Source organism: Pontixanthobacter aquaemixtae, assembly GCF_009827395.1.
Taxonomy (GTDB): Bacteria; Pseudomonadota; Alphaproteobacteria; order Sphingomonadales; family Sphingomonadaceae; genus Pontixanthobacter; species Pontixanthobacter aquaemixtae.
In genome coordinates, this window is record NZ_WTYX01000001.1 from 620,893 (window position 1) to 643,870 (window position 22,978).

Consider the following 22,978-nt stretch of genomic DNA (forward strand, 5'->3'; position numbering starts at 1 on the left):
TGGCCATGCTTCCTCAATTTGGGAGATTTTGGGTGTTTGAGCCACTGGTCGGGACGATAGGATTCGAACCTACGACCCCTACACCCCCAGTGTAGTGCGCTACCGGACTGCGCTACGTCCCGATCAGTGGAGGGGGGCCTATAAAGGCGGGGGTGATGTATGGCAACCACACTTGTGCCCCCATGGGTGCGAATTCGGCATGTTCGCGCGTTGCTCTGCCCTTGCAATGCTGCTAGCCGCTCCCACTTACTGCCGGGGACAGGGAGATACGGATTGTATCGGCCTCAAGTCCATACGGTTTCGGACTTTATTGAAGGTACATATTCGCGATGCTCGATTTTCTTTCCGCAGCGGCAGGCGCCAGTTCAGCACCGGGTTGGATCGAGTTCCTCCCGCTGGTTGGTATGGGCCTGATATTCTGGTTCCTGATCATCCGCCCGCAAATGAAGCGGCAGAAAGAGCATCAGGAAAAAATCGCTTCGATCAAGAAGAATGACAAAGTCGTGACCGCTGGCGGCCTGATCGGTAAAGTCGTCAAAGTCGATGACGACTATGCCGAAATCGAAATCGCCCAAGGCGTGCGCGTGAAAGCGGTCAAGGCCACCATCGGCGATATTGTCCCCAAGGCTGGCAACGCAGCGGCGAACGATTGATCTGGCGCTGAAGCGGACTGATACAGAAACAAGGCCCCGATAATGCTTGAATTTCCACTTTGGCGAAAGATTTGGCTCTGGGCCCTGACGCTGTTTGCGGTGCTGGCCGCGCTGCCCACCATTTTGTCGTCGGCCAATGTTCAATGGCCCGAAAGCCTGCCCGATCCGATGGTCAATCTCGGGCTCGACCTCGCAGGCGGTAGCCATATTCTTCTCGAAGCCGATCCAGCGCAAGTTGCCGAAACCCGGCTCGAAAACATGGAAGAGTCGGTCCGTTCTGCAATGAACAACGCGCAGCCGGCCATCCGGTTTGGCGATATGTCGACGCGCGACGGACAGTTGGCCTGGATGGTCGATAGCCCTGCCGATGTTGACCGTACGCGTGAAGAGATTCTGCCTTTGGTCAATGGCACCGGACTGGTTCAGGAATGGTCGTTGCAAGTGGTCGATGAAACCCGCTTTGTCTTGCGGCAAAGCGATGAAGGTGCGGAGCAAGCCGTTACCAACGCAATGGACAGCGCCACCGAAGTCGTCCGCAAGCGTATTGACGCATTGGGCACGCGCGAGCCGACTATTATCCGTCAAGGTGACACCCGGATCGTTGTCCAGGTACCTGGCCTGCAGGATGCCGATCAGCTCAAGGCGTTGCTCGGCCAGACCGCCAAGCTCGAATTCAAGCTGGTTGATCTGCAAGCCTTGCCTGCCAATGTCGCGGCGGGCGTTGCCCCTCCCGGAAGCCAGATTTTCCCCTTCGCCGAAGGGACCAATGAAGAGGGACAATTCCTCGCGGTCAAACGTCTGGGTGGCATCAAGGGTGACAATCTGACCGATGCCCGCCAATCGGTTGATCCGCAAACCAACGAGCCGGTTGTATCGATCCAGTTCGATCCCGAAGGCGGGCGGAGGTTTGCGACGCTGACCGAGCAGAACGTCAACAAGCCGTTCGCGATCATTCTCGATGGCAAAGTGCTGTCCGCGCCCAACATCAACGAGCCTATTCGTGGCGGCGCGGCGCAGATTTCGGGCAGCTTTACCGCTGACAGCGCAAACCAGTTGGCGATTTCGTTGCGCTCGGGCGCTTTGCCGGTCGATTTGACCGTGGTCGAAGAACGCTCGGTTGGCCCCGAACTGGGCGCAGAATCGATCCGTCTCGGCATGATCGCGATGTTGATCGGTTCTTTTGCAGTGATTGCCCTGATGGTCGCCAGCTATGGCCGTTTCGGCGTCTATGCCACCGCCGCGCTGGCCATAAACGTGCTGATGCTGCTGGGCATCATGGCCGTGCTCAATACTACGCTGACTTTGCCGGGTATCGCAGGCTTTGTCCTGACAGTGGGTGCGGCGGTTGACGCAAACGTGCTGATTAACGAACGAATACGCGAAGAACGAAAGCGAGGGCGACGTGTCATCGCGGCGGTCGAAAATGGCTACAAAGAAGCCAGCCGCGCGATCTATGACGCCAACATCACCAACTTCATTGCTGGTGTGTTGCTGTTCCTGTTCGGCTCCGGTCCGGTCCGCGGCTTTGCCGTGGTGCTGATTATCGGTCTGTTCACCAGCGTGTTCACCGCCGTTACCCTGACCCGCATGTGGGTTGCCGGCTGGCTGCGCAAAGCGCGCCCGCAAGACCTGAACGTTTAAGGGAGGAGACACACAATGCGACTTTTAAAACTCGTCCCTGATGATACCAACATCAAGTTCCTCAAATGGCGCATGCCCTTCTATGTGGTCAGCGTGTTGCTGATGATCGCCAGTTGGGGCCTGGTCCTGACGCAGGGCCTCAATTACGGCGTCGATTTTGCCGGCGGACAGGAAATTCGCGCGACTTTTGTCGGTGAAGAAACCGCCCCTGTTGTCGAATTGCGCGATACCGTGTCCGCGCTGGACGAAGTTGAAGATCCGGTGATCCAGCGTTTCGGTGATCCGAACCAGGTTTCGATCCGTGTGAAATTGCCGCCCGAAGCGGAAGGCGTTCCCGAATTTGCCGACAAGATGACGGTGGCGATCACCGACGCAATCAAGGCCGAACATCCCGATGTGCGGATTGACGGGGTCGATTCGGTATCGGGCAAAGTGTCGGGCGAGTTCCGCGAGAAAGCGGTCTATGCCCTGCTTGCGGCGATGCTGGCGATTGCGCTGTATATCTGGATCCGGTTTGAATGGCAGTTCGGCGTTGGTGCCTTGTTTGCGCTGGCGCATGACGTGTCGCTGACGTTGGGGTTCTTCGCGCTGTTCCAGCTCGAATTCAGCTTGCAAATCATTGCCGCCATTCTGGCGATTATCGGCTATTCGCTCAACGATACGATCGTGGTATATGACCGTATTCGAGAGAACTTGAAGAAATACCGCAAAATGCCGCTGCCCGAATTGCTCGATCTGTCGGTGAACGAGACATTGGCGCGGACGGTGATGACATCGTTGACGCTGCTCGTCGCGCTGGTCCCGCTGCTATTGTTCGGTCCGCCAAGCCTGTTCGGGCTGGTCGCGGCGATCACTCTGGGCCTGTTCGTGGGTACATACAGCTCGGTCTACATGGCTGCGCCGATCCTGATCTGGCTCGGTGTCAATTCGAACAGCTTCGTTCCCGAAGAAACAGTGGCCGACAAGCAGGAAAAACTGGCGCGCGGCGAAATGTAATCGCCGCGCATTTCTGCGCAGCAGTCAGGCTGTGATCAGCCGGTCGTAATATGCGGCTAGTTCTGCGGCATTGTTGGCCCAGCTAAACCGGCTTGCCACGGCCGCTACCGCTTGCTTGTCGGGCGGATTGCCAATCAGTGCCCGCATCGCGGCTGCGACAGCTTCAACCGTGCGTTCGGTGATAAAGCCCGCATCGGGGCCGGTCACCAATTCGCGAGCGCCGCCAGCGTCCGAAATGACAATAGGCGTCCCGCAGGCAAGCGCTTCCACCCAAGCATTGGCCAAGCCTTCGCTGGCGGAAGGCAGGACCATCGCGTTGGACGCAGACAATATCACCGGCAGCAAATCATGATCGACAGAGCCGAGAAAATGCACGCGGTCGGTCACGCGCAGGTCGTTTGCCAGATTCCGCAGGTGCCTCTCGTCCGGGCCGGTGCCAACCAGCAGCAGCCGGGCATCCGGCATGCTCGCCAATGCACCAATGGCAAGGTCTTGCCCCTTGCGCTCTATCAGCCCGCCGACCGACACGAAAAGCGGCTTTCCCTCGTGCAAATCGATCCCCAGCGTTTTGCCGAGATGGAGCCGCAAGCCGGTGTGATCGAGCGGGCGGAAGCGGTCGCGGTCAAGCCCGGTATAGTGCACGGTGATCTTGCTGTAGGGCATGCCGATATCGGCCATGTCGCGGGCCAGGGCTTGCGAAACTGCCAGCAAGCCAGTCGCCCTTTCTGCGGCTTCCAGCATCTGTTCACGCGCGAAGCCTCTGGTGCCCCAAAAGGATATGTCCGACCCGCGCGCCTTGATAGAGCACGGTAAGCCCAGCTCCCCGGCGATCCAGGCTGCCGCGGGACCATCGGGATAGAAGAATTGGGCATCGACAAGGTCAAACGGATTTTCCGCATGAAGTTGCTGCACCAGCGGCAGGATTTTGCGCGCGATAACGCTGGAATTGATGCGCGCGCCCACATTCGGGATCAGCGTGAATTTTGGCCGAAAAACGCAAACGCCATTTTCCTCTCCGTCAACAGCTGCTGCGGCCAAGGGTTTGTATTTGCCGAAAGCGATGGGGGGCACGCCAATCGGATTCACGACGGTGACATCCCAGTCGCCCCGTTTCGCCAGCGCTTCCAACTGGCGCGCGACAAATGTGCCAAAGCGCGGCGTATGCGCGTTGGGAAAGAGCGTGGCTATGGAAAGGACGCGTTTAGTGCGGGTCATAGCGGGCGGACCAGCATTTCCGCGACGGCGATCCATGCAGGCGCATCGACCACTTGTTGCTTCTGTCCCATGCCCGGCGGCAAGACACCGACCAATGTTCCCTGCCGGTCGATCAACCGCCCAAAGGCAAAGCGTCCGCCCGCGCGGGGGACCAGAACATCGCGATTGATCGCGCTTGCCGCATCATCTGGATCAAGTTTGCGCATCCACAATTGATCGCCCGCCCTGTATTCGCCCGCACTCGCATCTATCGCCAGCACCATCAATGGATCGCCGCCGCCGAGTTCGGTCGGAGCGATTGCTTCGGCGGGAGAGGACAAAGCCAGCGCGCCTTGCGGTGTCAGAGTGGCAACAATTCTGGGCTTTTCGTTCTGATCGGAACGAACCAGTGCCTCCGGATCGATGTCCAGTGCCCATGCAATCCGGTCCATCCATTTAATCGAGAGATTGCGCATTCCGGTTTCCAAACGCCCGATGGTCTGCGCGGTGGTGGGCGGATCGCACGCTTCGGCAAGCTGGGCCAGCGTCCATCCTTTAGCTTTGCGGATATCGCGGATACGGTTGATCACCAGATGCTCTCTCCGAGAGTTTCGAACCAAATAGGTTTTCACTTTCCTACAAGTAGTCCGTTTTGGCAAGAGGCGATTCGCTACAAAAGGGAGAATGCGATGCGCCGCCAGCTTATCGAATGCGAATTGACCAGCGAGGGTCCGAAACGGTCCGGGAAAACCCGCGCCAAGCGCCGCAGCGCAACGGTCAATCTGGCCGAATCTCCGCTGTCTTGGCTCCATTCGCGCGGCCATCTTGATGACAGGCTGTTCGATGCGGGGGAGAAATTGCGCGCCGACTACGAACGGGCGCAGCTGGGCGCGAATGTGACGATGCGGTGGGATGTGGTTCGGATCAGGGGGCAGGGCGGCGATGGCGGCTTGTCACCTACGGAGAGACAAATTGCGGCGAAAGCGCGGTTTGACGGGGCGATTGCCGAAGCTGGAAATGGATTGGCGGACATATTGTGGCGCGTGGTTTGCGGCTGCGAACCGCTTCCCGATGCAGAAAAAGCACTGTCATGGCCCGCCAGAAGCGGAAAGCTCGTGCTGAAACTTGCGCTCGACCGTGTCGCCGATTTCTATCGGATCAACTGAGATAGGCGCGTTTTACCATTCTCTAATCCAGCCCTGATAGATGGCCCGAACCAGTTATTGCGGAGCTGCATAAATGTTTGGACTGTTCAAAAAGAAACCAGCGCCCGAGGGGCCAGTAGAATTGGAAGCAAAATTCGATGTTGCATGTTCGGCCGAAGATTTCTTCGGATTGATTGATTTTGCCAGTCCGCGAAATGCAAAGGTCGAGTTGGGCCACACTATCGAGCAGGTCGGCAGCGACCAATTCGTGCTGGTGATGAGCTTTCTTCCCGATCTCGACTTCAAACTGACCGTAGAAGAATGCGTGCCACATCAACGCTACGCCTATCTCTCGCCGATGCCCGAGGGTGTCGGAGAGCTGCTGTGGACGCGCGAGAGTTTTGAGATCGAAGCAACCGGCGAGAACAGCTGCACGATAAAGGCGCGAACGGAGGGCGAATTTGCTCCGGGGCTGACGATGGATGAATACCAGTCCGAAGTCGCGATGCTGACACACGCGTGCCAGAACGCCTTTGCCAAACTCAAAATTCACGCGGAAGGCGGCGTCGGGGAAGTGCTCGCATATGAGCAACTGCAGGCTGCCGATCTAGCGGCTTAGTTAAAGCACTTCCAGACCTGCAATCTCAGCGCAGGCAGAACGTCTTTCTCGAACCACGGGTTCTTGCCCATCCAGATTCTGCTGCGCCATGCGGGGTGGGGCAGCGGCATGGCGGCAGGCAGGAAGTCTTCAAACTGCCGGACGCGCTCGGTCAGCGACATCTTGCGCGTATCTGGCAGGTAATAGGCCTGCGCATAGCTTCCCACGAGCAAAGTCAGGCGATCTTCGGGCAGAGCGGCAAGCACGCGATCATGCCACATTGGCGCGCATTCTTTGCGTGGCGGCTTGTCTCCGCCGCTGGCTTTGCCGGGATAGCAGAAACCCATCGGCACCAACGCTACACGGGCCGGATCGTAGAACTGCTCTTTGCTCAAACCGGTCCATTCGCGCAGCCGGTCTCCGCTGTCATCGTCCCACGGAATTCCGCTGGCATGTACTTTGGAGCCGGGGGCCTGTCCGATGATGAGAAGCCGCGCGGTGGAGGAAAACTGCACAACCGGGCGCACGCCATCGGTCAACTGCCCGGCGCAAACCGTGCAGGCAGCAATTTCGCGGTGAAGCGGGGTCATCCCTCGACGCGCTCGGCCAGTTCAAGCCAGCGTTCTTCTGCCGCATCTTTTTCCGCACGGGCGTTTTCGACACCTTTGCTGATATCGGCAAATTTCTGCGGGTCGGTTGTGTAGAGATCGGGATCGGACAGGATCGCTTCGCCTTTGCCGATGGCGGCCTCCAGCTCTTCGATGCGGGCCGGAAGCAATTCGTAATCGCGCTGTTCCTTATAGCCGAGCTTTGCCTTTTTCGGTGCGGGCGGAGATGCGGCTGCTGCTTTGGTTTGCGGCGCTTTGGAGGATTTGGTTTTGACCGGCGCGTTGCGCTTTGCCCGCTTCTTTTCCCAATCCTCGTAACCACCTGCCACAATGTCGACAAAACCGCTGCCATCGAGGCCCAGCGTCAGCGTCACCGTGCGGTCAAGAAAATCGCGATCGTGGCTGACAATCAAGACCGTGCCTTCGTAATCGGCAATCACTTCCTGCAGCAGATCGAGCGTTTCCAGATCGAGGTCGTTGGTCGGTTCGTCGAGCACGAGCAGGTTCGACTTGCGGGCAAATTCGCGCGCCAGCAGCAGGCGTGACCGTTCGCCGCCCGACATGGTCGCAACCTTGGTATCGACCAAGCCGGGATCGAACAGAAACTCCTTCAGATATCCCTGCACATGTTTGCGTGTCCCGCGAACATCGATCCAGTCGCTGCCCTCTGCAATAACATCGCGGACGGTCTTTTCTGGTGTGAGCAGCGCGCGTTGCTGGTCGATCATCACGCCGTTCAGCGTTTTCGCGACGGTGACCGTGCCTTCATCGGGTTCCAGCTCGCCCGTCAGCAATTTCAGAAGCGTTGTCTTTCCGGCCCCATTTGAACCGACAACACCGATCCGGTCGCCGCGTTGGATACGGAGCGAAAAATCGCGGATGATTTTGCGGTCGGCAAATGATTTGTGGACTTTCTCCGCAACGATGACCGACTTGCTCTTGTTCTCTTCATCAGCCGCCAGGCCAAGCTTCGCAGAGCCTTTGGGATCGATCATTGCCGCGCGCCTCGCGCGCATTTCCCACAATTTCTCGAGCCGGCCCTGGTTGCGTTTGCGCCGCGCGGTTACGCCGCGTTCGAGCCAGCGGGCTTCCATTTTCAACTTTGTGTCGAGCCGGTGCGCGTCGCGTGCTTCCTCTGCATAGACTTGTTCTTCCCAAGCCTCATAGCCGCCGAAGCCCACTTCCTTGCGGCGCAAGATCCCGCGATCGAGCCAGATCGTCGCATTGGTCAGCCGCTTCAGGAAAGTCCGGTCGTGACTGATGACGATGAAAGCACCCTTGTAACTTTCCAACCAGCCTTCCAGCCAGTCGATTGCCGCCAGATCGAGATGATTGGTCGGCTCGTCCATCAGCAACAGGTCAGGGTCCTGTGCCAAGGCCCGCGCGATCGCCGCGCGCCGCATTTCGCCGCCGCTCGCGCCTTTGGCGGCGGTGGTCATATCGATGCCAAGCTGTCCGGCAATCGCCTCAACTTCATAGGCTTCCGGGGGGTGCTCACCCGATAGAGCGAAATCCATCAGCGTTTCGAAGCCGGTGAAGTCGGGTTCCTGTTCCAGCACAACAATCCGCGTTCCGGGCTTGACCTTGCGCGTCCCGCGATCGGCCTCGACCTGGTCATTGATCATCCGGAACAGCGTAGTTTTCCCGGCCCCGTTTCTGCCAATCAGCGCGAGGCGATCGCGCGGGCCGACATGCAGATGAAGCCCATCCGTTTCGGGCGCGCCAAACAGCCACCGCCCGCCTTGTTGCAGGCCGAGACCTTCCCAGCTGAGGATTGGTGGCTGTGCCATAGGACGCGGCAGGTAGGCGCTAGCGCCCATGCTCGCAAGCCAAATCCCCGTGTCAGAGGGACGGGCGTTAGTCCGAACCAGTCCGTTTCTTTGCCGCGACCATTTGCTCGATATCTGCGAGCAATTGATGCGCGTCGTACACAATGCCGTCTTTGATCGTCCAGCGCACGCCGCCGACACGTTCGCGAACATTGGTTTCGCGGTTCAGCCGGACATGGCCGGTGCCATACAGCGTCTTGAAATTGGCGAGCGGATTTTCCGGAACGATGACCAGATCGGCAAGCTTGCCCACTTTGATCGTGCCGAAGGGGGCGGGGGTTCCTTTGGCATCGTAAATCTCATCCGCACCGTTCATTGTCGCGGCTTGGATCACCTCGAGCGGGGCAAAGCCTGCTTCCTGCAACATCTCAAATTCGCCAATATAGGCGAAGCCCCACGTCTGATAGATATAACCGGGGTCCGAGCCGACGGTGACGCGGCCGCCCTTGTTCTTGAACTCGTTGGTCAGCCGCATCCAAGGCGTATAAAATTTCCGCCATGCGACTTCATCGGCGGTGGACCAGTCATGATAATAGCTGCCGTGATTGGTCAGGCTCGGTTCGTAGAAATTCATCAGCGAGGGGAGCGTATACTTGTTGTGCCAATCGGCATTGCGTTCGCGCATCACGTCGCGGCTGGCGGAATAGATGTTGAATGTCGGGCTCAGCGTGACACCGCTTTCAACCAGATAATCGACATAGGCGTCCCATTCCTCGCTGCCTGGCTCGACGATCTGGTCGGCAAGCCGCGCGACCCATGCAAACCGCGATTGTTCGTCCAGATAATTGTAGTCCTCTGGATATTTTACCAGCGCGCCATCGCCCAGCAGCGATTCCATATGGCCGTAGAAATGGGTTACCCCGTCCAGCCCCAGTTCGACGGCATTGCGGGCATTGACCTGCGCAACACCGCGCTGGCCGAGATGGGCAACCGTGCCAAGACCCTGCGCATCGGCTTCATCGAGAGCTGCCTTCAGCACATCGGGTGACGCATTGTTAAAGAATTTGACCCCGTGGAATCCTGCACCCTTGGCCCAGCGCACCCATGCGCGCGCTTCTGCAGGCGTGGTGGGGTAAGCTTGTCCGTTGCCAGTGCCGAACACGCCATAGGGGAACAGGCGCGGGGCGACGATGGTATTGCTGGCGCTGCGCTGTTCATCGGAAAGCGCGCCGGGGCCAAAATGCAGCGGAACGCCGCGAACGCTGGTCACGCCATGCGCGAGCCAAAGTTTGTAGCCGTAAGAAGGTTGGGGCGCTTTGGACGGGTCGCCATTATGGCCGTGCACATCGACAAAGCCGGGCAAGATATACATTCCCTGCGCGTCGATCACACGTGTCGCGGCGTTGATGACCTCTTGCGAGGCGCCGCCGCGCGCAATCGCGCTGATCCGGTTGCCGTTGACCACAATGTCGACCGGGCCTTCTGGCGGAGCGCCCGTTCCGTCGATCATCGTAGCGCCGCGAATAACCAGAGTGGCAAAGGGCCCACCGCCTTCATCGGCCCCGCGGGAAGGGACCGGTTCCATCGCCGCCTGCGCGCTGGCAGCCGTTGCGGTGATAGTCAGAAGTGCGGCCAGAATTATTCGGAACATCGCGTCTCGCTCCTCATTGAGTAGCAAAGGGTTAGCCGCACCGATGCGAAGTGTGAAGTGGTTCACAGCGGTGAAAGCCTGGCATCCCTAAAACCGCCTTTAAAGGAGAATTTCTATGCTACGTTTTGCCATTCCGCTTTTGGCTGCCACCGCCATCGCGACCCCGCTCGCAGCGACAGAAGTACAGATTCAGTCTTCCGGCCCGGTGATTGAACTGACAATCAACGAACAGGTGAAAGCAGCGCCAGACATCGCCAATGTCAGCGCCGGTGTAACTTCCGATGCGAAAACTGCGGTGGAAGCAATGCAAATCAACGCCCGCGAAATGACGTCGGTAATCAACCGCATAAAGGCGCTGGGGATCGATGAAGAAGATATCCAGACAACCGGTGTAAACCTCAGCGCGCGTTATGATTATGACCGCACGAACCAGCGGCAGGTGTTCAGAGGGTATTCGGTGTCGAACCGGGTCAGCGTAAAACTGCGCGAAGTTGCGCGCACAGGGCCGGTGCTTGATGCCTTGGTGGCAGCGGGCGCGACCGATATTAGCGGGCCGAGCTTTTTGATCGATGATGATACGGCTGCCAAAGCGCAGGCCCGCGAAGCAGCAATGCAAACAGCGCGCGAGCGGGCGATGGAATATGCCGGTTGGGCCGGATATTCTGGCATTCGCTTGCTGGCGGTGAGCGAAACAGTCCAATCGAGCAGGCCAATGCTGATGGAAGCGCGGGTAGAGATGGCCGCAGAGCCGGCGGTATCGACCCCAATCCAGCCAGGAATGGTTTCAACTGGTGTGTCGGTCACGGTCAAATACGAGATGACAAATTAGAGTTTGTTCATTTTAACGGGCCGTAACCTGTCCATTCAGACCTTGTTCAATGCTTTCGGCTTAGGCACATAGCCACGATGAAACAGATTCTTGCCTCTACTCTCGCTGCGGCGCTGTTTGCCACTGGCATGGCTTCGGTGCCTGCCCATGCGCAATCGCGCACCGATCAGGAAGAAGCGCGCAAGGAAATGCGTGCGGGCAATGTGCTGTCGCTGCGCGAAATCGAACGGCGCGTTTTGCCGTCGATGCGCTGCGGCGAATATCTGGGGCCGGCATACGATTCGACCGCAATGGCCTATCGTCTGAAATTCATTTGCAATGGCAGGGTTCTGTTCGTTGACGTCGATGCGCGAACCGGACGGATTCTGCGGCGCAGCCGGTAAGGAATGAAGCTGGCGAGTTGACGCATTTGCCACAAAAGACCACTTAGCAAGAACACATGGCCGCGTGGTCAGATAAAGAGCAAAGTTCAGGGGACCCAAGCTTTATGCGCATCCTAATTGTCGAGGACGAACCCACACTCGGCCAGCAACTCAAATCGACACTCGAGCAAACCGGCTATGCGGTCGATCTTTCGACCGATGGTGAAGATGGTCACTTCCTTGGGTCGACCGAGGATTATGACGCGGTTATTCTCGATCTCGGCCTGCCCGAAATCGATGGCCTGACCGTGCTGGGCATGTGGCGCAAGGAAGGGCGCAAATTTCCCGTTCTGGTTCTGACCGCGCGCGATAGCTGGTCTGACAAAGTCGCCGGGCTTGATGCCGGTGCCGATGATTATCTGGCCAAACCGTTCCAGACCGAAGAACTGATCGCGCGCCTTCGGGCATTGATTCGCCGTGCGTCGGGCAACACCTCTTCGGAACTGACCGCTGGCGAAGTACGGCTGGATACGCGCTCTGGCCGCGTCACCTTGAAAGGCGAGCCGGTCAAACTGACTGCGCAGGAATACAAGCTGCTCAGCTATCTGATGCATCACAAAGGCAAGGTTGTTAGCCGGACCGAACTGATCGAACATATTTATGATCAGGATTTCGATCGCGATTCAAACACCATCGAAGTGTTTGTGACGCGTATCCGCAAGAAGCTGGGTGCCGAAGTGATCACCACGATCCGCGGCCTGGGCTACAGCCTCGACGATCCAGACGAAACGCCGCGAGCTTCCTAACATGAGCGCGTCCGAAACCGCAGAAGCGGAGAATGGGCGCGCGCAAATGGTGAAAGGCGGCGCGATATCGACGCTGCAAACGGGCAGCCTGTCCCAGCGGATGATGGTGATCGCGGCGGGCTGGATTCTGGTGTTGCTGCTGGCGGGCGGATTTGCGCTCGACCGTGTGCTTACCGATCTGGTCGAAGACAATCTGGACGAGCAGCTCGATTATTTGCTCACCGGAATGGTCGCTTCGGCAGAGGTTGGTCCAGATGGTGAGGTAAACACCTATCGCCCGCTTGGCGATCAGCGTTTTCTTGAACCGAATAGTGGCCTTTATTGGCAGATCAGCGGCGCGGGGCATGAGGACTGGCCTTCGCGCAGCCTTTGGGACCGGACTCTCAAGGTCAATCCGGAGCATATCGACAACGAAGTCCATTATTACGACAGCGACCAGTTCCCTACCGAGCGCCTGCGGATCGCTGAACGCACCCTGACTTTGCCAGACAGCGATACACGCTGGACATTCATCGTCGCCTCTGCGCGTGAGGATCTTGACGCACAGATTGGCCGCATTCGCGCCATTCTGGTGTGGTCCTTTGCGGTGCTCGGCCTCGGCCTGTTTGTGATGGCCGCTCTGCAGACATTTTACGGCCTGCGACCGTTGCGGCGCGTGCGCATGGCGATCCAGCGTATCCGGACAACGGGATCGAACCGGGTGACCGATCCACTGCCGCTGGAAGTCCAACCACTGGTGGAAGAGCTCAACCTGCTGCTCGAACATTCGGAGAAACAATCCGATGAAGCGCGCACCCATGCGGGTAATCTGGCGCATGCGCTTAAGACGCCGCTTACAGTTCTGATCAACGCCGCAACTGCGCGCGATCCGGGGCTTTCCAAACTGGTCCACCGCGAAACGCGGGTGATGCAGCGGCAAGTGGAACACCATCTCGCCAGAGCGCGGGCTATTGGACGCAAAGCGGCGGGGCTGAGCAGGGCAAAAGTGTGGCCGAGCGCCGAAGCCGTTTTGCGGGCCGTTACTCGCCTTTACGAAAGCACACGCTTCGACCTTGCCGGCAATCGCAACGCCGAACTTGCGATTGAACGCCAGGATCTTGACGAAATACTCGGCAATCTGATCGAGAATGCCGCAAAATATGGCGGGGGCAGTGTGTTCGTAACGATCGACGCCGAACAGCGGCCCAATCTGTGCACGATCTGGGTCGAAGATGACGGCATGGGCATTCCCGAAGAAAAGCGCGACGAGATATTTGATCGCGGTGCGCGGCTGGACACCGGAAAACCCGGGACCGGTCTGGGTCTGGCGATCGTCCGCGATGTGGCGGAAATCTATGGCGGTGATGTCGAGCTGGGCGAAAGCGAAGATCTGGGCGGCTTGCTGGTCAAATTGAGCTTGCCCCGCGCTGGGACATCGCCCGCAAATTAAGCCACGGTTCAATTTCGTTCAGATAAATCGCGAATCAGATTAACCAGGGGCAAGTGCAATGCGTGTTTCAGCTAAACAGATTTCGAGGTTGGTGATCGTGACCGGGGCTGCGGCGTCGCTTGGCGGCTGTTCGGCGTTTATGGGGTACGGGGCCGATGCGGGTTATTACGATCCCTATTACGACACTTATTATGATCAGCCTTACTATGGCGGCTATTTCGGCTGGTTCGAAGACTATTACTATCCCGGCGTAGGCTACATTGTTTACGACCGCCGGGGGAACCGCCACCAGTGGAACCAGCGCCAGCGCCGCTATTGGGAAGGCCGCCGCCGCGGACGCAGCCATCGCGAAAATTGGTCAGGCTATGAACGCGGTGACGATGGCACTTACCGTGACCGTCGCCGCGAGCGTAGAGATGGCGATGGCCGCCGTGGTCGGCGCGCAGATCGGGGCCAGAACGGCTCGGGCGATACCGGCGACCGGCGCGGTTTCGGGCTGAGCCCCGATCCCGATGTGCGCGGCGGTACAACAGATCGCAGGGCTCGCGATGGCACGCGTGGTGGCCGCCGCGGGGCTGTGGCACCCACAGGCAGATCGCCAGGAAATGGCTCTGCTTCGACCGGCGGGACGCGGCAGCCAGCAACAACTTCGCGGCCTGCGCCTACACCGCCACCTGTCGCACGCCCGGCGCGGGCTACTCCGCCGCCTGCTGCTGCCACGCCATCATCGCCACCGCCTCCGCGCGTTTCGCGCCCCGCTCGCCCCAGCAATCCGGGCCGTACAGCGGAGCCGCGCCGACAGGACGATTGATCGCGCGGTTACTGCTCGCGCGCTTTTTCGTGGTGGCGGATGACTTCCTTGATGATGAAGCGGAGAAATTTCTCCGAGAATTCCGGATCGAGCTGCGCCTCTTCAGCCAGTTTCCTTAGGCGCGCGATCTGGCGCGCCTCGCGATCTGGATCGGCCGGAGGCAACGTGACCTTGGCCTTATATTCGCCAACCGCCTGAGTGATCTGGAATCGTTCAGCCAGCATGTGAATCAGCGCTGCGTCGATATTGTCGATGCTGCGCCGGAATTTGGCGAGTTGCGGATCGGTGTCGCGATTTTCGTCAGAGTTGCTCATCGCGCACCGTCTATCACGCAATTTGCACGCTTTCCAAGCCGCTTCTCGCTTGCATTGGGCAGTCTCCACGGCCATGTGCGCATCATTATGTCTGCCGAGGTAGTTCCCCTTCCGCGCAAGCGCCCGACGCTTGATCCGATGCTGGCCCTGACCGCGCCCGGAATGAATTCGGTTAATGCGGTTATTCTTGACCGGATGCAGAGTGAAATTCCGTTGATCCCTGCGCTTGCCGGTCATCTCATTTCAGGCGGCGGAAAGCGGCTCCGTCCGATGCTGACTTTGGCTGGCGCAGAATTGGTCGGATATACCGGCAACAGGCATCACAAACTCGCCGCTGCGGTCGAATTTATCCATACCGCGACGCTGCTTCATGATGATGTGGTGGACGGGTCCGATCTGCGTCGGGGCAAAGCCGCAGCCAATATAATTTTCGGCAATCCTGCGACCGTACTGGTCGGCGATTATCTCTTCAGCCGCGCTTTCGAACTGATGACCGAAGATGGCAGCTTGAAAGTGCTGAAAATCCTGTCAGGTGCCAGCGCGATCATTGCAGAGGGCGAAGTCGATCAGCTGACCGCGCAGCGGCAGATCGAAACCAGCGAAGAACGCTATTTGAACATTATCGGGGCGAAGACAGCTGCTCTGTTTGCCGCTGCCAGCCGAATTTCGGCTGTTGTGGCCGAATGTGACGATGCGCAAGAGCGTGCTTTGGATGAATATGGCCGCAACCTGGGCGTGGCGTTCCAATTGGTTGACGATGCCATCGATTATGATTCCGAAGCGGCGGAAATGGGCAAGGATCAGGGCGACGATTTTCGCGAAGGCAAAATGACCTTGCCGGTTATCCTCGCTTATTCGCGCGGGACCGAAGCCGAACGCAAGTTCTGGAAAGCGGCAATATCGGGCACCCAATCGGACGATGCGGCTTTGCAAGAAGCGATCGCGCTGATTGCAAAATATGATGGGGTTGAAACCACGCGCGAACGTGCGCAGCATTTTGCCCATCGGGCGATCGACGCCATTTCTATCTTCCCCGACAGCACGGCGCGTCAGGCAATGGCCGAAGCGGCGCATTTTGCCGTCGCCAGGGGCTATTGAAGGCCTCGTTACGCAGCGGATTATGGGTTAGGGAAGGCTTGTGAACGAGCTTCCCATCCATGCAGTTCTGCCCGATCTGATAAGCGCGCTGCGCGAGCAGACCGGCGCTGTCCTGATTGCGCCACCGGGCGCGGGCAAGACCACTGCCGTTGCACCTGTATTGCTCGACCAGCCATGGTGCACGGGGCAGATAATCCTTCTCAGCCCCCGCCGCGTTGCAGCGCGCGCCGCGGCGGAGCGTATGGCGGACATGATGGGGGAGAAAGCCGGGGACACGGTCGGTTATCTCACGCGCATGGACAGCAGGCAGTCCGCCAAAACCCGCATTCTGGTGATGACCGAAGCGATATTCGTAAACCGGATTATCGAGGATGCCGAATTGAGCGGTGTAAGCGCGGTTCTGTTCGACGAAGCGCATGAACGGCATCTCGACAGCGAACTTGGCCTTGCGCTGGCGCTCGAAAGCCGTGCGATTCTGCGCGAAGATCTGCGCATCTGCATCATGTCCGCGACCATCGATGGCGAACGTTTTGCCGGATTGATCGGCGACAATGCGCCCGTGGTGGAAAGCGAAGGCAAAGCCTTTCCCTTGCGGATCGAATGGCTAGGTGCGCGCGCCGGACAGCGCATCGAGGACCAGATGGCCAGCGCGATCCTGACCGCGTGGAAGCAGGAAGAGGGCGACATCCTGGCCTTTCTACCCGGCGTCAGAGAGATTGAACGGGTGCATGAACGGCTTTCCGCAAAACTCGCAGGCACGCCAATCCTGCCGCTGCACGGGCAAGTGGATCCGGCCGGACAACGCGCCGCAATTCGCCGCAATCCCGACGGTTTGCGGCGTATCGTGCTGGCAACAGCAATTGCGGAAACCTCGCTCACGCTCAACGGCGTCAGCGTTGTGGTCGATAGCGGATTGGCGCGCCGGGCGGAGTTTGATCGCGCTGCGGGGACCACGCATCTTGTCACGATGCGCGCAAGCCAGGCGGCAGCGGCGCAAAGGGCCGGGCGCGCGGCGCGGCTGGGGCCCGGCATTGCATACAGATTGTGGGAAGAGGCCGGCCATCCGGGAAGGCCCAAATTTGACCCGCCGGAAATCGAAACCGCCGACCTTGCCCCATTGGTACTCTCGCTGGCCAAATGGGGCACGCCCGATCCGGCAACGCTTTGCTGGCTCGACACGCCGCCAGCAGCATCGATCGCATCCGCGCGCGACCGGCTGCAGAAACTTGGCGCGTTAGAGGATAGCGGTTCAATCAGCCCTTGGGGCAACCAGATTGCATCCTTGCCGATGGACCCGGTTTCTGCGGCAACCGTGCTGTTCGGTGCGGAGGTGAGCCAAGCCCTTCCTGCCGCCAAGCTTGCTTTGCTGTTGCAAGAGCGCGGGCTGGGCGGACGCGGGGAAGACTTGATACAGCGTCTGGCGCGATGGGACACGGACCGTTCGCCGCGCGCCAAGTCTGCGCGGAAGCTGGCCGAAGGGTGGTCGCGGCGCGCAGAGCGGCTGATTTCAGGTGCTGACTCTGATCCGATCAACCCAGCTCTTTTTCTGGCATTTGCCAAACCCGACAATGTTGCCCGGCGCCGCGATGGTTCGGGTGAAAACTGGATATCGGCTGGCGGGCGCGGATATTTTCTTGACCCAGCATCGCCGTTGGCCAGTGCCGAGTGGCTCATTATCGGTGATGCCCAAGGCCATGCCAAAGGCGCCAGAATTACAGCTGCGGCGCGGCTTGAGCCGGAGGATGTGGAAACATCGCTCCAATATCTGATCAAGCGCCAATCGACGCTGGAATGGAACGAGAAAGACGCACGCGTCGAAGCGCGGCAATTGCGCAAGATGGGTGCAATTACGATGGCGAGCGGACCCGATCCGTCACCCGATCCCGTGGCGGTGCAGACTTTGCTGATGGACACAGCGTTGAAACGGCTGGATGAATTGCTGCCCGCATCACTGGTCGCGCGGGCGAAGTTCGCGGGCATAGCATCGCTGGCCTTGGATCAGCTTCAAGCGTCAGCAGAGTTTTGGCTCGCTCCCTTGCTGGAGGGGCGACGCGATCTCAATATCTCTCCCGGCAAGCTGGCCGATGCTATTCTGGCGCAGCTGGATTGGAACGAGCGCCAGCAATTGGACAGGCTCGCGCCCCGTGAATTTCAGACCCCCGCCGGTACATCGCATCCAATCGATTATTCGGGGGAGGGTGCCCCTTCGGTCGATGTAAGAGTGCAGGCCCTGTTTGGCCTCGACCAGCATCCGCGGATCGGTTCTTCGCCTTTGCTGCTCAATCTTACCAGCCCCGCCGGGCGTCCGATTCAGGCAACGCGCGATCTTCCGGGTTTTTGGCGCGGCAGTTGGATGGACGTGTGCAAAGACATGAAGGGGCGCTATCCAAAGCATCGCTGGCCCGAACAGCCCTGGCTGGAAAAGCCCAGCCTAAAAACAAAGAACGCCTTTTCACGCGAGGAAAGCTGAACTAAGAGGCCGCCATGGCTGCACGTATCTATCAACGCCCGCAAAGCGCGATGCAATCGGGGAAGGCCCGGACCGACGAATGGGTTCTGGAGTTCGAACAGACCGAAGCTCGCAAAGCTGACCCGCTTATGGGTTGGACCGGCAGCGCGGACACGCAGGCGCAGGTGCAACTGAGCTTTGCGGACAAGGAATCGGCCAAAGCCTATGCCGACAAATACGGGATAGCGGCCCGCATTTATGCCACGCCGCCCAAGTCGCTTAAGATTCAGGCTTACGCCGACAATTTTCGGTAGTCGCTATTCGCTAATCGACAGGTCACCCGCTTCGTAGGCGGACCGGCAATCTGTCGCATCATGCAGAACATCTGCATCGAGCAACGGCGTTTCTGTCATTCCGGGGCCAAAAAAGCGCTTGTCGTCGCATTCGCCGTCATTCGCCCATTCGCTCTCGTCATCGCCCCAATCGATTGATGCCGCATCGGGGCGGGGGGTGTCGGTGCGTAGCTTGAGGTTGCCCGCTTCGAAAGCTGTCCGGCAGTCGGTCGCATCATGGCCTAAATCGGTTTCCAACAGGCGTGTCGCAGTCATACCGGCCCCTGCAAAGCGCCGGTCGTCGCATTCGCCGTCATTCGCCCATTCGCTTTCATCATCGCCCCAATCGATCGCTGATGAATCGATGCCCGGCTTGTCTCCGCGCAGCGAAAGCTTGCCGTCTTCATAGGCTGTCCGGCAGTCAGTGGCGTCACGACCGACATCGGTTTCCAGCAAAGTTGTTTCGGTCATGCCGGGGCCAACAAAGCGCTTGTCATCGCACTCGCCATCATTTGCCCACGCGCTGCTGTCGTCGCCGAAATCGATATCCTGAGAAAGCGCGGGGCGCGGAACAGCCAAGGATAGTGCAGCCAATCCCATTATGAGTGAGTTGTTCGCGATGCGCATTGCGGCCCCCTTTGATTCATGTCGCCAGCTTGGCTCTATCAGCTTTCCGGCAAATCGCCACCAAACGTAGGATGGCGAAGTCAAACCTGCCATGAACGGTGGGGCCCGGCATAAACTTCGGAATGCTGGCGGGAAATCATCTTGATTCTTGCCCGCCGCTTCCCCATATGCGCGCCGGGAGTCGGGTGGACGTTTGCGTTCGCCAACCTGGTCAGGTCCGGAAGGAAGCAGCCACAACGATTTGCGGCGGGTCGCCCGGCTCCTTTTCCACTATTTCAGGCTAAGCTCGCCCTTTTCATAGGCGGTGCGGCAATCGGTCGCATCGGATTTGATGTCTTCGTCAAGCAGCGGGGTGGAAGTCATCCCTTCGCCTACGAAGCGGGGATCATCGCATTCGCCATCATTGGCCCAATCGCCCCCATCGGTGCCGAAGTCGATTTCGCTGATGTCTTTCCGGGCGGTCTGCGCGGCGCCGGTTACGGGGGCTGAAGAATCGGGCGCCTGCGATTCACTCGATGCAGGCTCGCTCGCTGTTTCGGGAGAACACGCGCTTACCGACAAGGCGGCAAGCGCCGCTACGATTGCTTTTTGGACATTATTACGCGGTATCATCTCTTCTCCCCTCATTGATCGCATCGGGATAGGCTGGATGCCCGTCAATTGAAAGGGTGGCCGCATTCGCGCGCGCGTTCGGGCCAGCCGATGGACTGGCGGTGTTTTCCACTTCATTTGTTGCCCGGCAAGGCATGACAAGATGGTATTGAACGCCTAACCTGCCAGCACATGATCGATTCACCGGACAATCCAGAAACCGTTCCTTGGGACACGGATGAAAGCAGCGACAAGGAAGAGGCGCAGCCTACTGCCGCTGAGCTGGAGGATGCCGGGCAATCTGCAATGTTTGGCGATGCGCCTTCTGTCGAACCGGAAGAAAAGGCTAAGCCCGAACCAGGCAAGACTCAGGAACCGGCCCCATCAGATCAACCCTATCGCGTTCTCGCGCGGAAATACCGCCCGCAAACATTCTCTGAACTTATCGGACAGGAACCGATGGTTCAGACGCTGGCCAATGCAATCGCGCGCGACCGGCTGGCCCATGCATTCTTGATGACGGGCGTGCGCGGGGTGGGCAAAACATCAACCGCGCGCCTGATCGCCAAAGCGCTCAACTGCGTCGGGCCTGACGGAGAGGGCGGCCCCACTATTGACCCTTGCGGCCAATGCGAACCGTGTACGGCAATCGCCGAGGGGCGGCATATCGATGTAATCGAAATGGACGCCGCTTCGCATACCGGTGTCGACGACGTGCGCGAGATTATCGAGGCCGTGCGTTATGCGGCGGTTAGTGCGCGCTACAAGATCTATATTATCGACGAAGTTCACATGCTGTCGCGCAATGCCTTCAACGCGTTGCTCAAAACGCTGGAAGAACCGCCCGCTCATGTGAAATTCCTGTTTGCAACGACAGAGGTAGATAAGCTGCCGGTCACCGTGCTCAGCCGGACCCAGCGTTTCGATCTACGCCGCATCCCCGCCGCATTGCTGCAATCGCATTTCGGCAAGATCTGCGGTCTGGAAAATGTCGAGGCTGAAGACGAAGCGCTGGCGATGATAGCAGGTGCCGCTGAAGGTTCTGTGCGCGATGGTCTTTCCATTCTCGATCAGGCGATTGCCCATGCCGATCTTGGCGGGGAAGGGCAGGTCACTGCGGCGCGGGTCCAGGATATGCTCGGGCTTTCTGATAAAAGCGCGCAGCGAAAACTGCTGGGGCATCTGCTTGCAGGCGATGCCAAAGCGATGCTGGCCGCGATGGATGAACAATATGCGCTGGGCGTTGAACCGCTTGCGTTGATGCGCGGCCAGATGGATTTGGTCCACCGGATTACCGTGGCGCAGGTGAGCGGTGGAGAAGCTGATGCACCGACCAGTGAAGAACGCGATGCGCTTAAAGATTGGGCCGAGCGTTTGTCACCGGGGCAGCTTCACCGCCTTTGGCAATTGCTGCTCAAAGGGCATGACGAAGTCCGGCAAGCGCCCGATCCGCTGGTATCGGCGCAAATGGCCATGCTCAGAGCGCTTCATGCGAATGACTTCCCCGATCCGGGCAAGCTGGCAAAGAAGCTGGAACATTTGGCTGAAACCGGCGGCGCCGCGCCAGCAAATTCCGGAGCAGGCGAAGCCGCGCAGGGCCCCTCGGCTGATCTGGACTGGAAACAGGTGGTCGACAGCGTACAGGCCAATGGAAACCACCTCGCGGCCAGCATTATGATGATGCAAGTCCGGGTCGTGTCGCTCGAAGAAGGGTCCTTGCGGTTTTCTCGCGACAGCCGGTTCCAGGATGATATCGCCCCGCAATTGCGCGACGCGCTGATGGGCGCGACCGGACGGCGCTGGGTGGTGGAGGAATGTCAGGAAGAGGGGGAGCCGACCCTGCTTGAACGCGAAGAAGCCGCGCAGCAGCATGCGATGGACGAACTTCGCAAGCACCCCCTGGTAGAAGCAACATTTGCAGCCTTTCCCGATGCGGAAATGGTCGAAGAAGATACGGCTCGCCCCCGGGGCCGGAACAATTGGAGTAAGCGCGCATGAAATCGATGGAAGAAATGATCCAGGCTGCCCAAAAGGCTGCGGAAACCATCCAGACCCAAATGAACGACGTTCAGGCCAAACTCGATGCGATCGAGGTGGTCGGTGAAGCAGGCGGCGGTCTGGTCAAAGTGAAATGTTCCGCCAAGGGGCGGGTGCTGGGCGTGGCCATTGATGACAGCCTGATGAAGCCTGAAGAAAAGCACATGGTTGAAGATCTGGTGACCGCAGCGTTTAACGATGCGCGGGCCAAGGCTGACCGCGTTTCGGAAAAGGAAATGAAGGAAATACAGGGTGGAATGGGTCTTCCCCCCGGATTTGAATTTCCCGGCATGGGCTAAAAGCGGCGTTAAGGGTTGCTGGCAGTGTGTCCCAGAACCGTTCGGGGCGAAGGTCACGCGTGCGGCTGCGAACCTTCCTGCTAATCCGATGTGCATGGAAAATGCGCGCCTTAACCAAATTTTCACGCAACGCAGCGATAGCCATCGGCGGCTAGGAGGTCATCTGTTGAAAGGACGCATTATGCGCCCCTATCTCCCTGCCTGTTTCATATTGGCATTTTCGATTTTCTCTGTTCCGGCACTGGCCGAGAGCCGTTCTGCAACAATGCCGGTTTCTGCGGTGATACAGAATAACTGCATCGTCGCGGCGACTCCCATGGCCTTTACCGGCAAGACGGTTAACTCTCCCACTGCTGTCGATGGTTCGGCTCAAATCAACGTCACATGCACCGCGCCGACCGCTTTCAGTGTTGAAATGGACCGCGGAAGCAATGCCGCCGGCGAACAACGCCGGATGGTGAGTGCCGACGGATCCTATTTGGACTACACTATCTACTCCGACGCCTCGCGATCGAAAGAGTGGGGTACAAGTTCGGCAGCTGTTGCAGATGAGATGCAGGCGGCGACGAGCAAAAGTTACACCGCCTACGGTCGGATAAATACGGTAGATCTTGCAACGCCATCGGGTGTTTATCAGGACACAATCACGGTAACCGTCAATTTCTAGGCGAAAATCGATGGAGAATGCCCGGTTTGGTTAAGGAATTCGCCAATCGGTTAACCTGATCCTGTTACCTTA

General features: G+C 58.9%; 24 protein-coding genes, 1 tRNA gene and 1 other RNA gene. 17 read left to right on the forward strand and 9 right to left on the reverse strand.

From position 1 onward, the window contains the following. Positions 1–45: 45 nt before the first annotated feature. A tRNA-Pro gene (locus GRI41_RS03055) sits at positions 46–122 on the reverse strand. Positions 123–329: 207 nt separating this feature from the next. Between GRI41_RS03055 and yajC the strand changes: the two genes are divergently transcribed. The 3 genes from yajC to secF are packed head-to-tail and all read left to right on the forward strand — an operon-like array spanning position 330 to position 3,290. After that, positions 330–653 carry a preprotein translocase subunit YajC gene (gene yajC, locus GRI41_RS03060; protein ID WP_160603315.1) on the forward strand — a complete coding sequence of 108 codons (324 nt, stop codon included), beginning with the start codon at positions 330–332 and terminating at the stop codon, positions 651–653. 42 nt (positions 654–695) lie between these two features. Then, a complete protein-coding gene (gene secD / locus GRI41_RS03065; protein WP_160603316.1) occupies positions 696–2,294 on the forward strand; it encodes a protein translocase subunit SecD in 1,599 nt (532 codons plus the stop codon). Positions 2,295–2,309: 15 nt separating this feature from the next. Further along, complete coding sequence (gene secF / locus GRI41_RS03070; RefSeq protein WP_160603317.1) at positions 2,310–3,290, forward strand: protein translocase subunit SecF; 981 nt, start codon at positions 2,310–2,312, stop codon at positions 3,288–3,290. Positions 3,291–3,314: 24 nt separating this feature from the next. On the opposite strand, the gene GRI41_RS03075 is transcribed toward secF, so the two are convergent. Next, positions 3,315–4,505, reverse strand: a complete 1,191-nt coding sequence (locus GRI41_RS03075; protein WP_160603318.1) for a glycosyltransferase — start codon at positions 4,503–4,505, stop codon at positions 3,315–3,317. After that, complete coding sequence (locus GRI41_RS03080) at positions 4,502–5,074, reverse strand: helix-turn-helix domain-containing protein (protein ID WP_160603319.1); 573 nt, start codon at positions 5,072–5,074, stop codon at positions 4,502–4,504. The genes GRI41_RS03075 and GRI41_RS03080 overlap by 4 nt, the downstream gene beginning before the upstream one ends. A 99-nt stretch (positions 5,075–5,173) precedes the next feature. Between GRI41_RS03080 and GRI41_RS03085 the strand changes: the two genes are divergently transcribed. Both GRI41_RS03085 and GRI41_RS03090 read left to right on the forward strand, forming a co-directional pair. After that, positions 5,174–5,650, forward strand: coding sequence for a DUF6456 domain-containing protein (locus GRI41_RS03085; RefSeq protein ID WP_160603320.1), 477 nt, complete (start codon positions 5,174–5,176; stop codon positions 5,648–5,650). Positions 5,651–5,723: 73 nt separating this feature from the next. Further along, positions 5,724–6,248, forward strand: a complete 525-nt coding sequence (locus GRI41_RS03090) for an SRPBCC family protein (RefSeq protein ID WP_160603321.1) — start codon at positions 5,724–5,726, stop codon at positions 6,246–6,248. Here GRI41_RS03090 and GRI41_RS03095 read toward each other — a convergent pair. The 3 genes from GRI41_RS03095 to GRI41_RS03105 all read right to left on the reverse strand — a co-directional run bounded on the left by GRI41_RS03095 (position 6,245) and on the right by GRI41_RS03105 (position 10,255). After that, entirely contained in the window at positions 6,245–6,817 is a 573-nt protein-coding gene (locus tag GRI41_RS03095) for a uracil-DNA glycosylase family protein (protein WP_160603322.1), read from the reverse strand. The genes GRI41_RS03090 and GRI41_RS03095 overlap by 4 nt on opposite strands. Further along, positions 6,814–8,625: an ABC-F family ATP-binding cassette domain-containing protein gene (locus tag GRI41_RS03100; protein WP_160603323.1), complete on the reverse strand. Its 1,812-nt coding sequence runs from the start codon at positions 8,623–8,625 to the stop codon at positions 6,814–6,816. Before GRI41_RS03100 ends, GRI41_RS03095 begins: the two co-directional genes overlap by 4 nt. A 67-nt stretch (positions 8,626–8,692) precedes the next feature. Further along, on the reverse strand, positions 8,693–10,255 hold the full coding sequence (locus GRI41_RS03105) for an amidohydrolase family protein (protein WP_160603324.1): 1,563 nt from the start codon (positions 10,253–10,255) through the stop codon (positions 8,693–8,695). Between the two features lie 115 nt (positions 10,256–10,370). Here GRI41_RS03105 and GRI41_RS03110 point away from each other — a divergent pair, with 115 nt between their 5' ends. The 5 genes from GRI41_RS03110 to GRI41_RS03130 all read left to right on the forward strand — a co-directional run bounded on the left by GRI41_RS03110 (position 10,371) and on the right by GRI41_RS03130 (position 14,492). Further along, positions 10,371–11,084, forward strand: a complete 714-nt coding sequence (locus GRI41_RS03110; RefSeq protein WP_160603325.1) for an SIMPL domain-containing protein — start codon at positions 10,371–10,373, stop codon at positions 11,082–11,084. A 77-nt stretch (positions 11,085–11,161) separates the two neighbouring features. Further along, a complete protein-coding gene (locus GRI41_RS03115) occupies positions 11,162–11,467 on the forward strand; it encodes a PepSY domain-containing protein (protein WP_160603326.1) in 306 nt (101 codons plus the stop codon). A 104-nt stretch (positions 11,468–11,571) separates the two neighbouring features. After that, positions 11,572–12,252, forward strand: a complete 681-nt coding sequence (locus GRI41_RS03120) for a response regulator transcription factor (protein WP_160603327.1) — start codon at positions 11,572–11,574, stop codon at positions 12,250–12,252. A gap of 46 nt (positions 12,253–12,298) precedes the next feature. Next, the gene (locus GRI41_RS03125; protein ID WP_235901134.1) at positions 12,299–13,681 is read left to right on the forward strand and encodes a sensor histidine kinase; all 1,383 of its coding nucleotides are present in this window, start codon (positions 12,299–12,301) and stop codon (positions 13,679–13,681) included. A gap of 58 nt (positions 13,682–13,739) precedes the next feature. Further along, entirely contained in the window at positions 13,740–14,492 is a 753-nt protein-coding gene (locus GRI41_RS03130) for a peptidase (RefSeq protein ID WP_160603328.1), read from the forward strand. Between the two features lie 8 nt (positions 14,493–14,500). Here the strand turns inward: GRI41_RS03130 and GRI41_RS03135 are convergent, their stop codons facing one another. After that, positions 14,501–14,806, reverse strand: coding sequence for a chorismate mutase (locus GRI41_RS03135; RefSeq protein WP_160603329.1), 306 nt, complete (start codon positions 14,804–14,806; stop codon positions 14,501–14,503). A gap of 87 nt (positions 14,807–14,893) precedes the next feature. Here GRI41_RS03135 and GRI41_RS03140 point away from each other — a divergent pair, with 87 nt between their 5' ends. The 3 genes from GRI41_RS03140 to GRI41_RS03150 are packed head-to-tail and all read left to right on the forward strand — an operon-like array spanning position 14,894 to position 18,667. Next, complete coding sequence (locus tag GRI41_RS03140; protein WP_160603330.1) at positions 14,894–15,904, forward strand: polyprenyl synthetase family protein; 1,011 nt, start codon at positions 14,894–14,896, stop codon at positions 15,902–15,904. Positions 15,905–15,944: 40 nt separating this feature from the next. After that, positions 15,945–18,374 carry an ATP-dependent helicase HrpB gene (hrpB, locus tag GRI41_RS03145; RefSeq protein ID WP_160603331.1) on the forward strand — a complete coding sequence of 810 codons (2,430 nt, stop codon included), beginning with the start codon at positions 15,945–15,947 and terminating at the stop codon, positions 18,372–18,374. 14 nt (positions 18,375–18,388) lie between these two features. Further along, entirely contained in the window at positions 18,389–18,667 is a 279-nt protein-coding gene (locus tag GRI41_RS03150) for an ETC complex I subunit (protein ID WP_160603332.1), read from the forward strand. Between the two features lie 3 nt (positions 18,668–18,670). On the opposite strand, the gene GRI41_RS03155 is transcribed toward GRI41_RS03150, so the two are convergent. Beyond that, complete coding sequence (locus tag GRI41_RS03155; RefSeq protein WP_160603333.1) at positions 18,671–19,312, reverse strand: hypothetical protein; 642 nt, start codon at positions 19,310–19,312, stop codon at positions 18,671–18,673. Between the two features lie 174 nt (positions 19,313–19,486). Between GRI41_RS03155 and ffs the strand changes: the two genes are divergently transcribed. Then, an RNA gene (ffs, locus tag GRI41_RS03160) (signal recognition particle sRNA small type) lies at positions 19,487–19,581 on the forward strand. Position 19,582: 1 nt separating this feature from the next. Here ffs and GRI41_RS03165 read toward each other — a convergent pair. Further along, complete coding sequence (locus GRI41_RS03165) at positions 19,583–19,924, reverse strand: hypothetical protein (protein ID WP_160603334.1); 342 nt, start codon at positions 19,922–19,924, stop codon at positions 19,583–19,585. 171 nt (positions 19,925–20,095) lie between these two features. Between GRI41_RS03165 and GRI41_RS03170 the strand changes: the two genes are divergently transcribed. From GRI41_RS03170 to GRI41_RS03180, 3 genes are all read left to right on the forward strand, one after another. Continuing rightward, complete coding sequence (locus GRI41_RS03170; protein ID WP_160603335.1) at positions 20,096–21,901, forward strand: DNA polymerase III subunit gamma/tau; 1,806 nt, start codon at positions 20,096–20,098, stop codon at positions 21,899–21,901. Continuing rightward, positions 21,898–22,239 carry a YbaB/EbfC family nucleoid-associated protein gene (locus tag GRI41_RS03175; RefSeq protein WP_160603336.1) on the forward strand — a complete coding sequence of 114 codons (342 nt, stop codon included), beginning with the start codon at positions 21,898–21,900 and terminating at the stop codon, positions 22,237–22,239. The genes GRI41_RS03170 and GRI41_RS03175 overlap by 4 nt, the downstream gene beginning before the upstream one ends. A 94-nt stretch (positions 22,240–22,333) precedes the next feature. After that, the gene (locus GRI41_RS03180; RefSeq protein ID WP_160603337.1) at positions 22,334–22,906 is read left to right on the forward strand and encodes a Csu type fimbrial protein; all 573 of its coding nucleotides are present in this window, start codon (positions 22,334–22,336) and stop codon (positions 22,904–22,906) included. Positions 22,907–22,978: the final 72 nt, after the last annotated feature.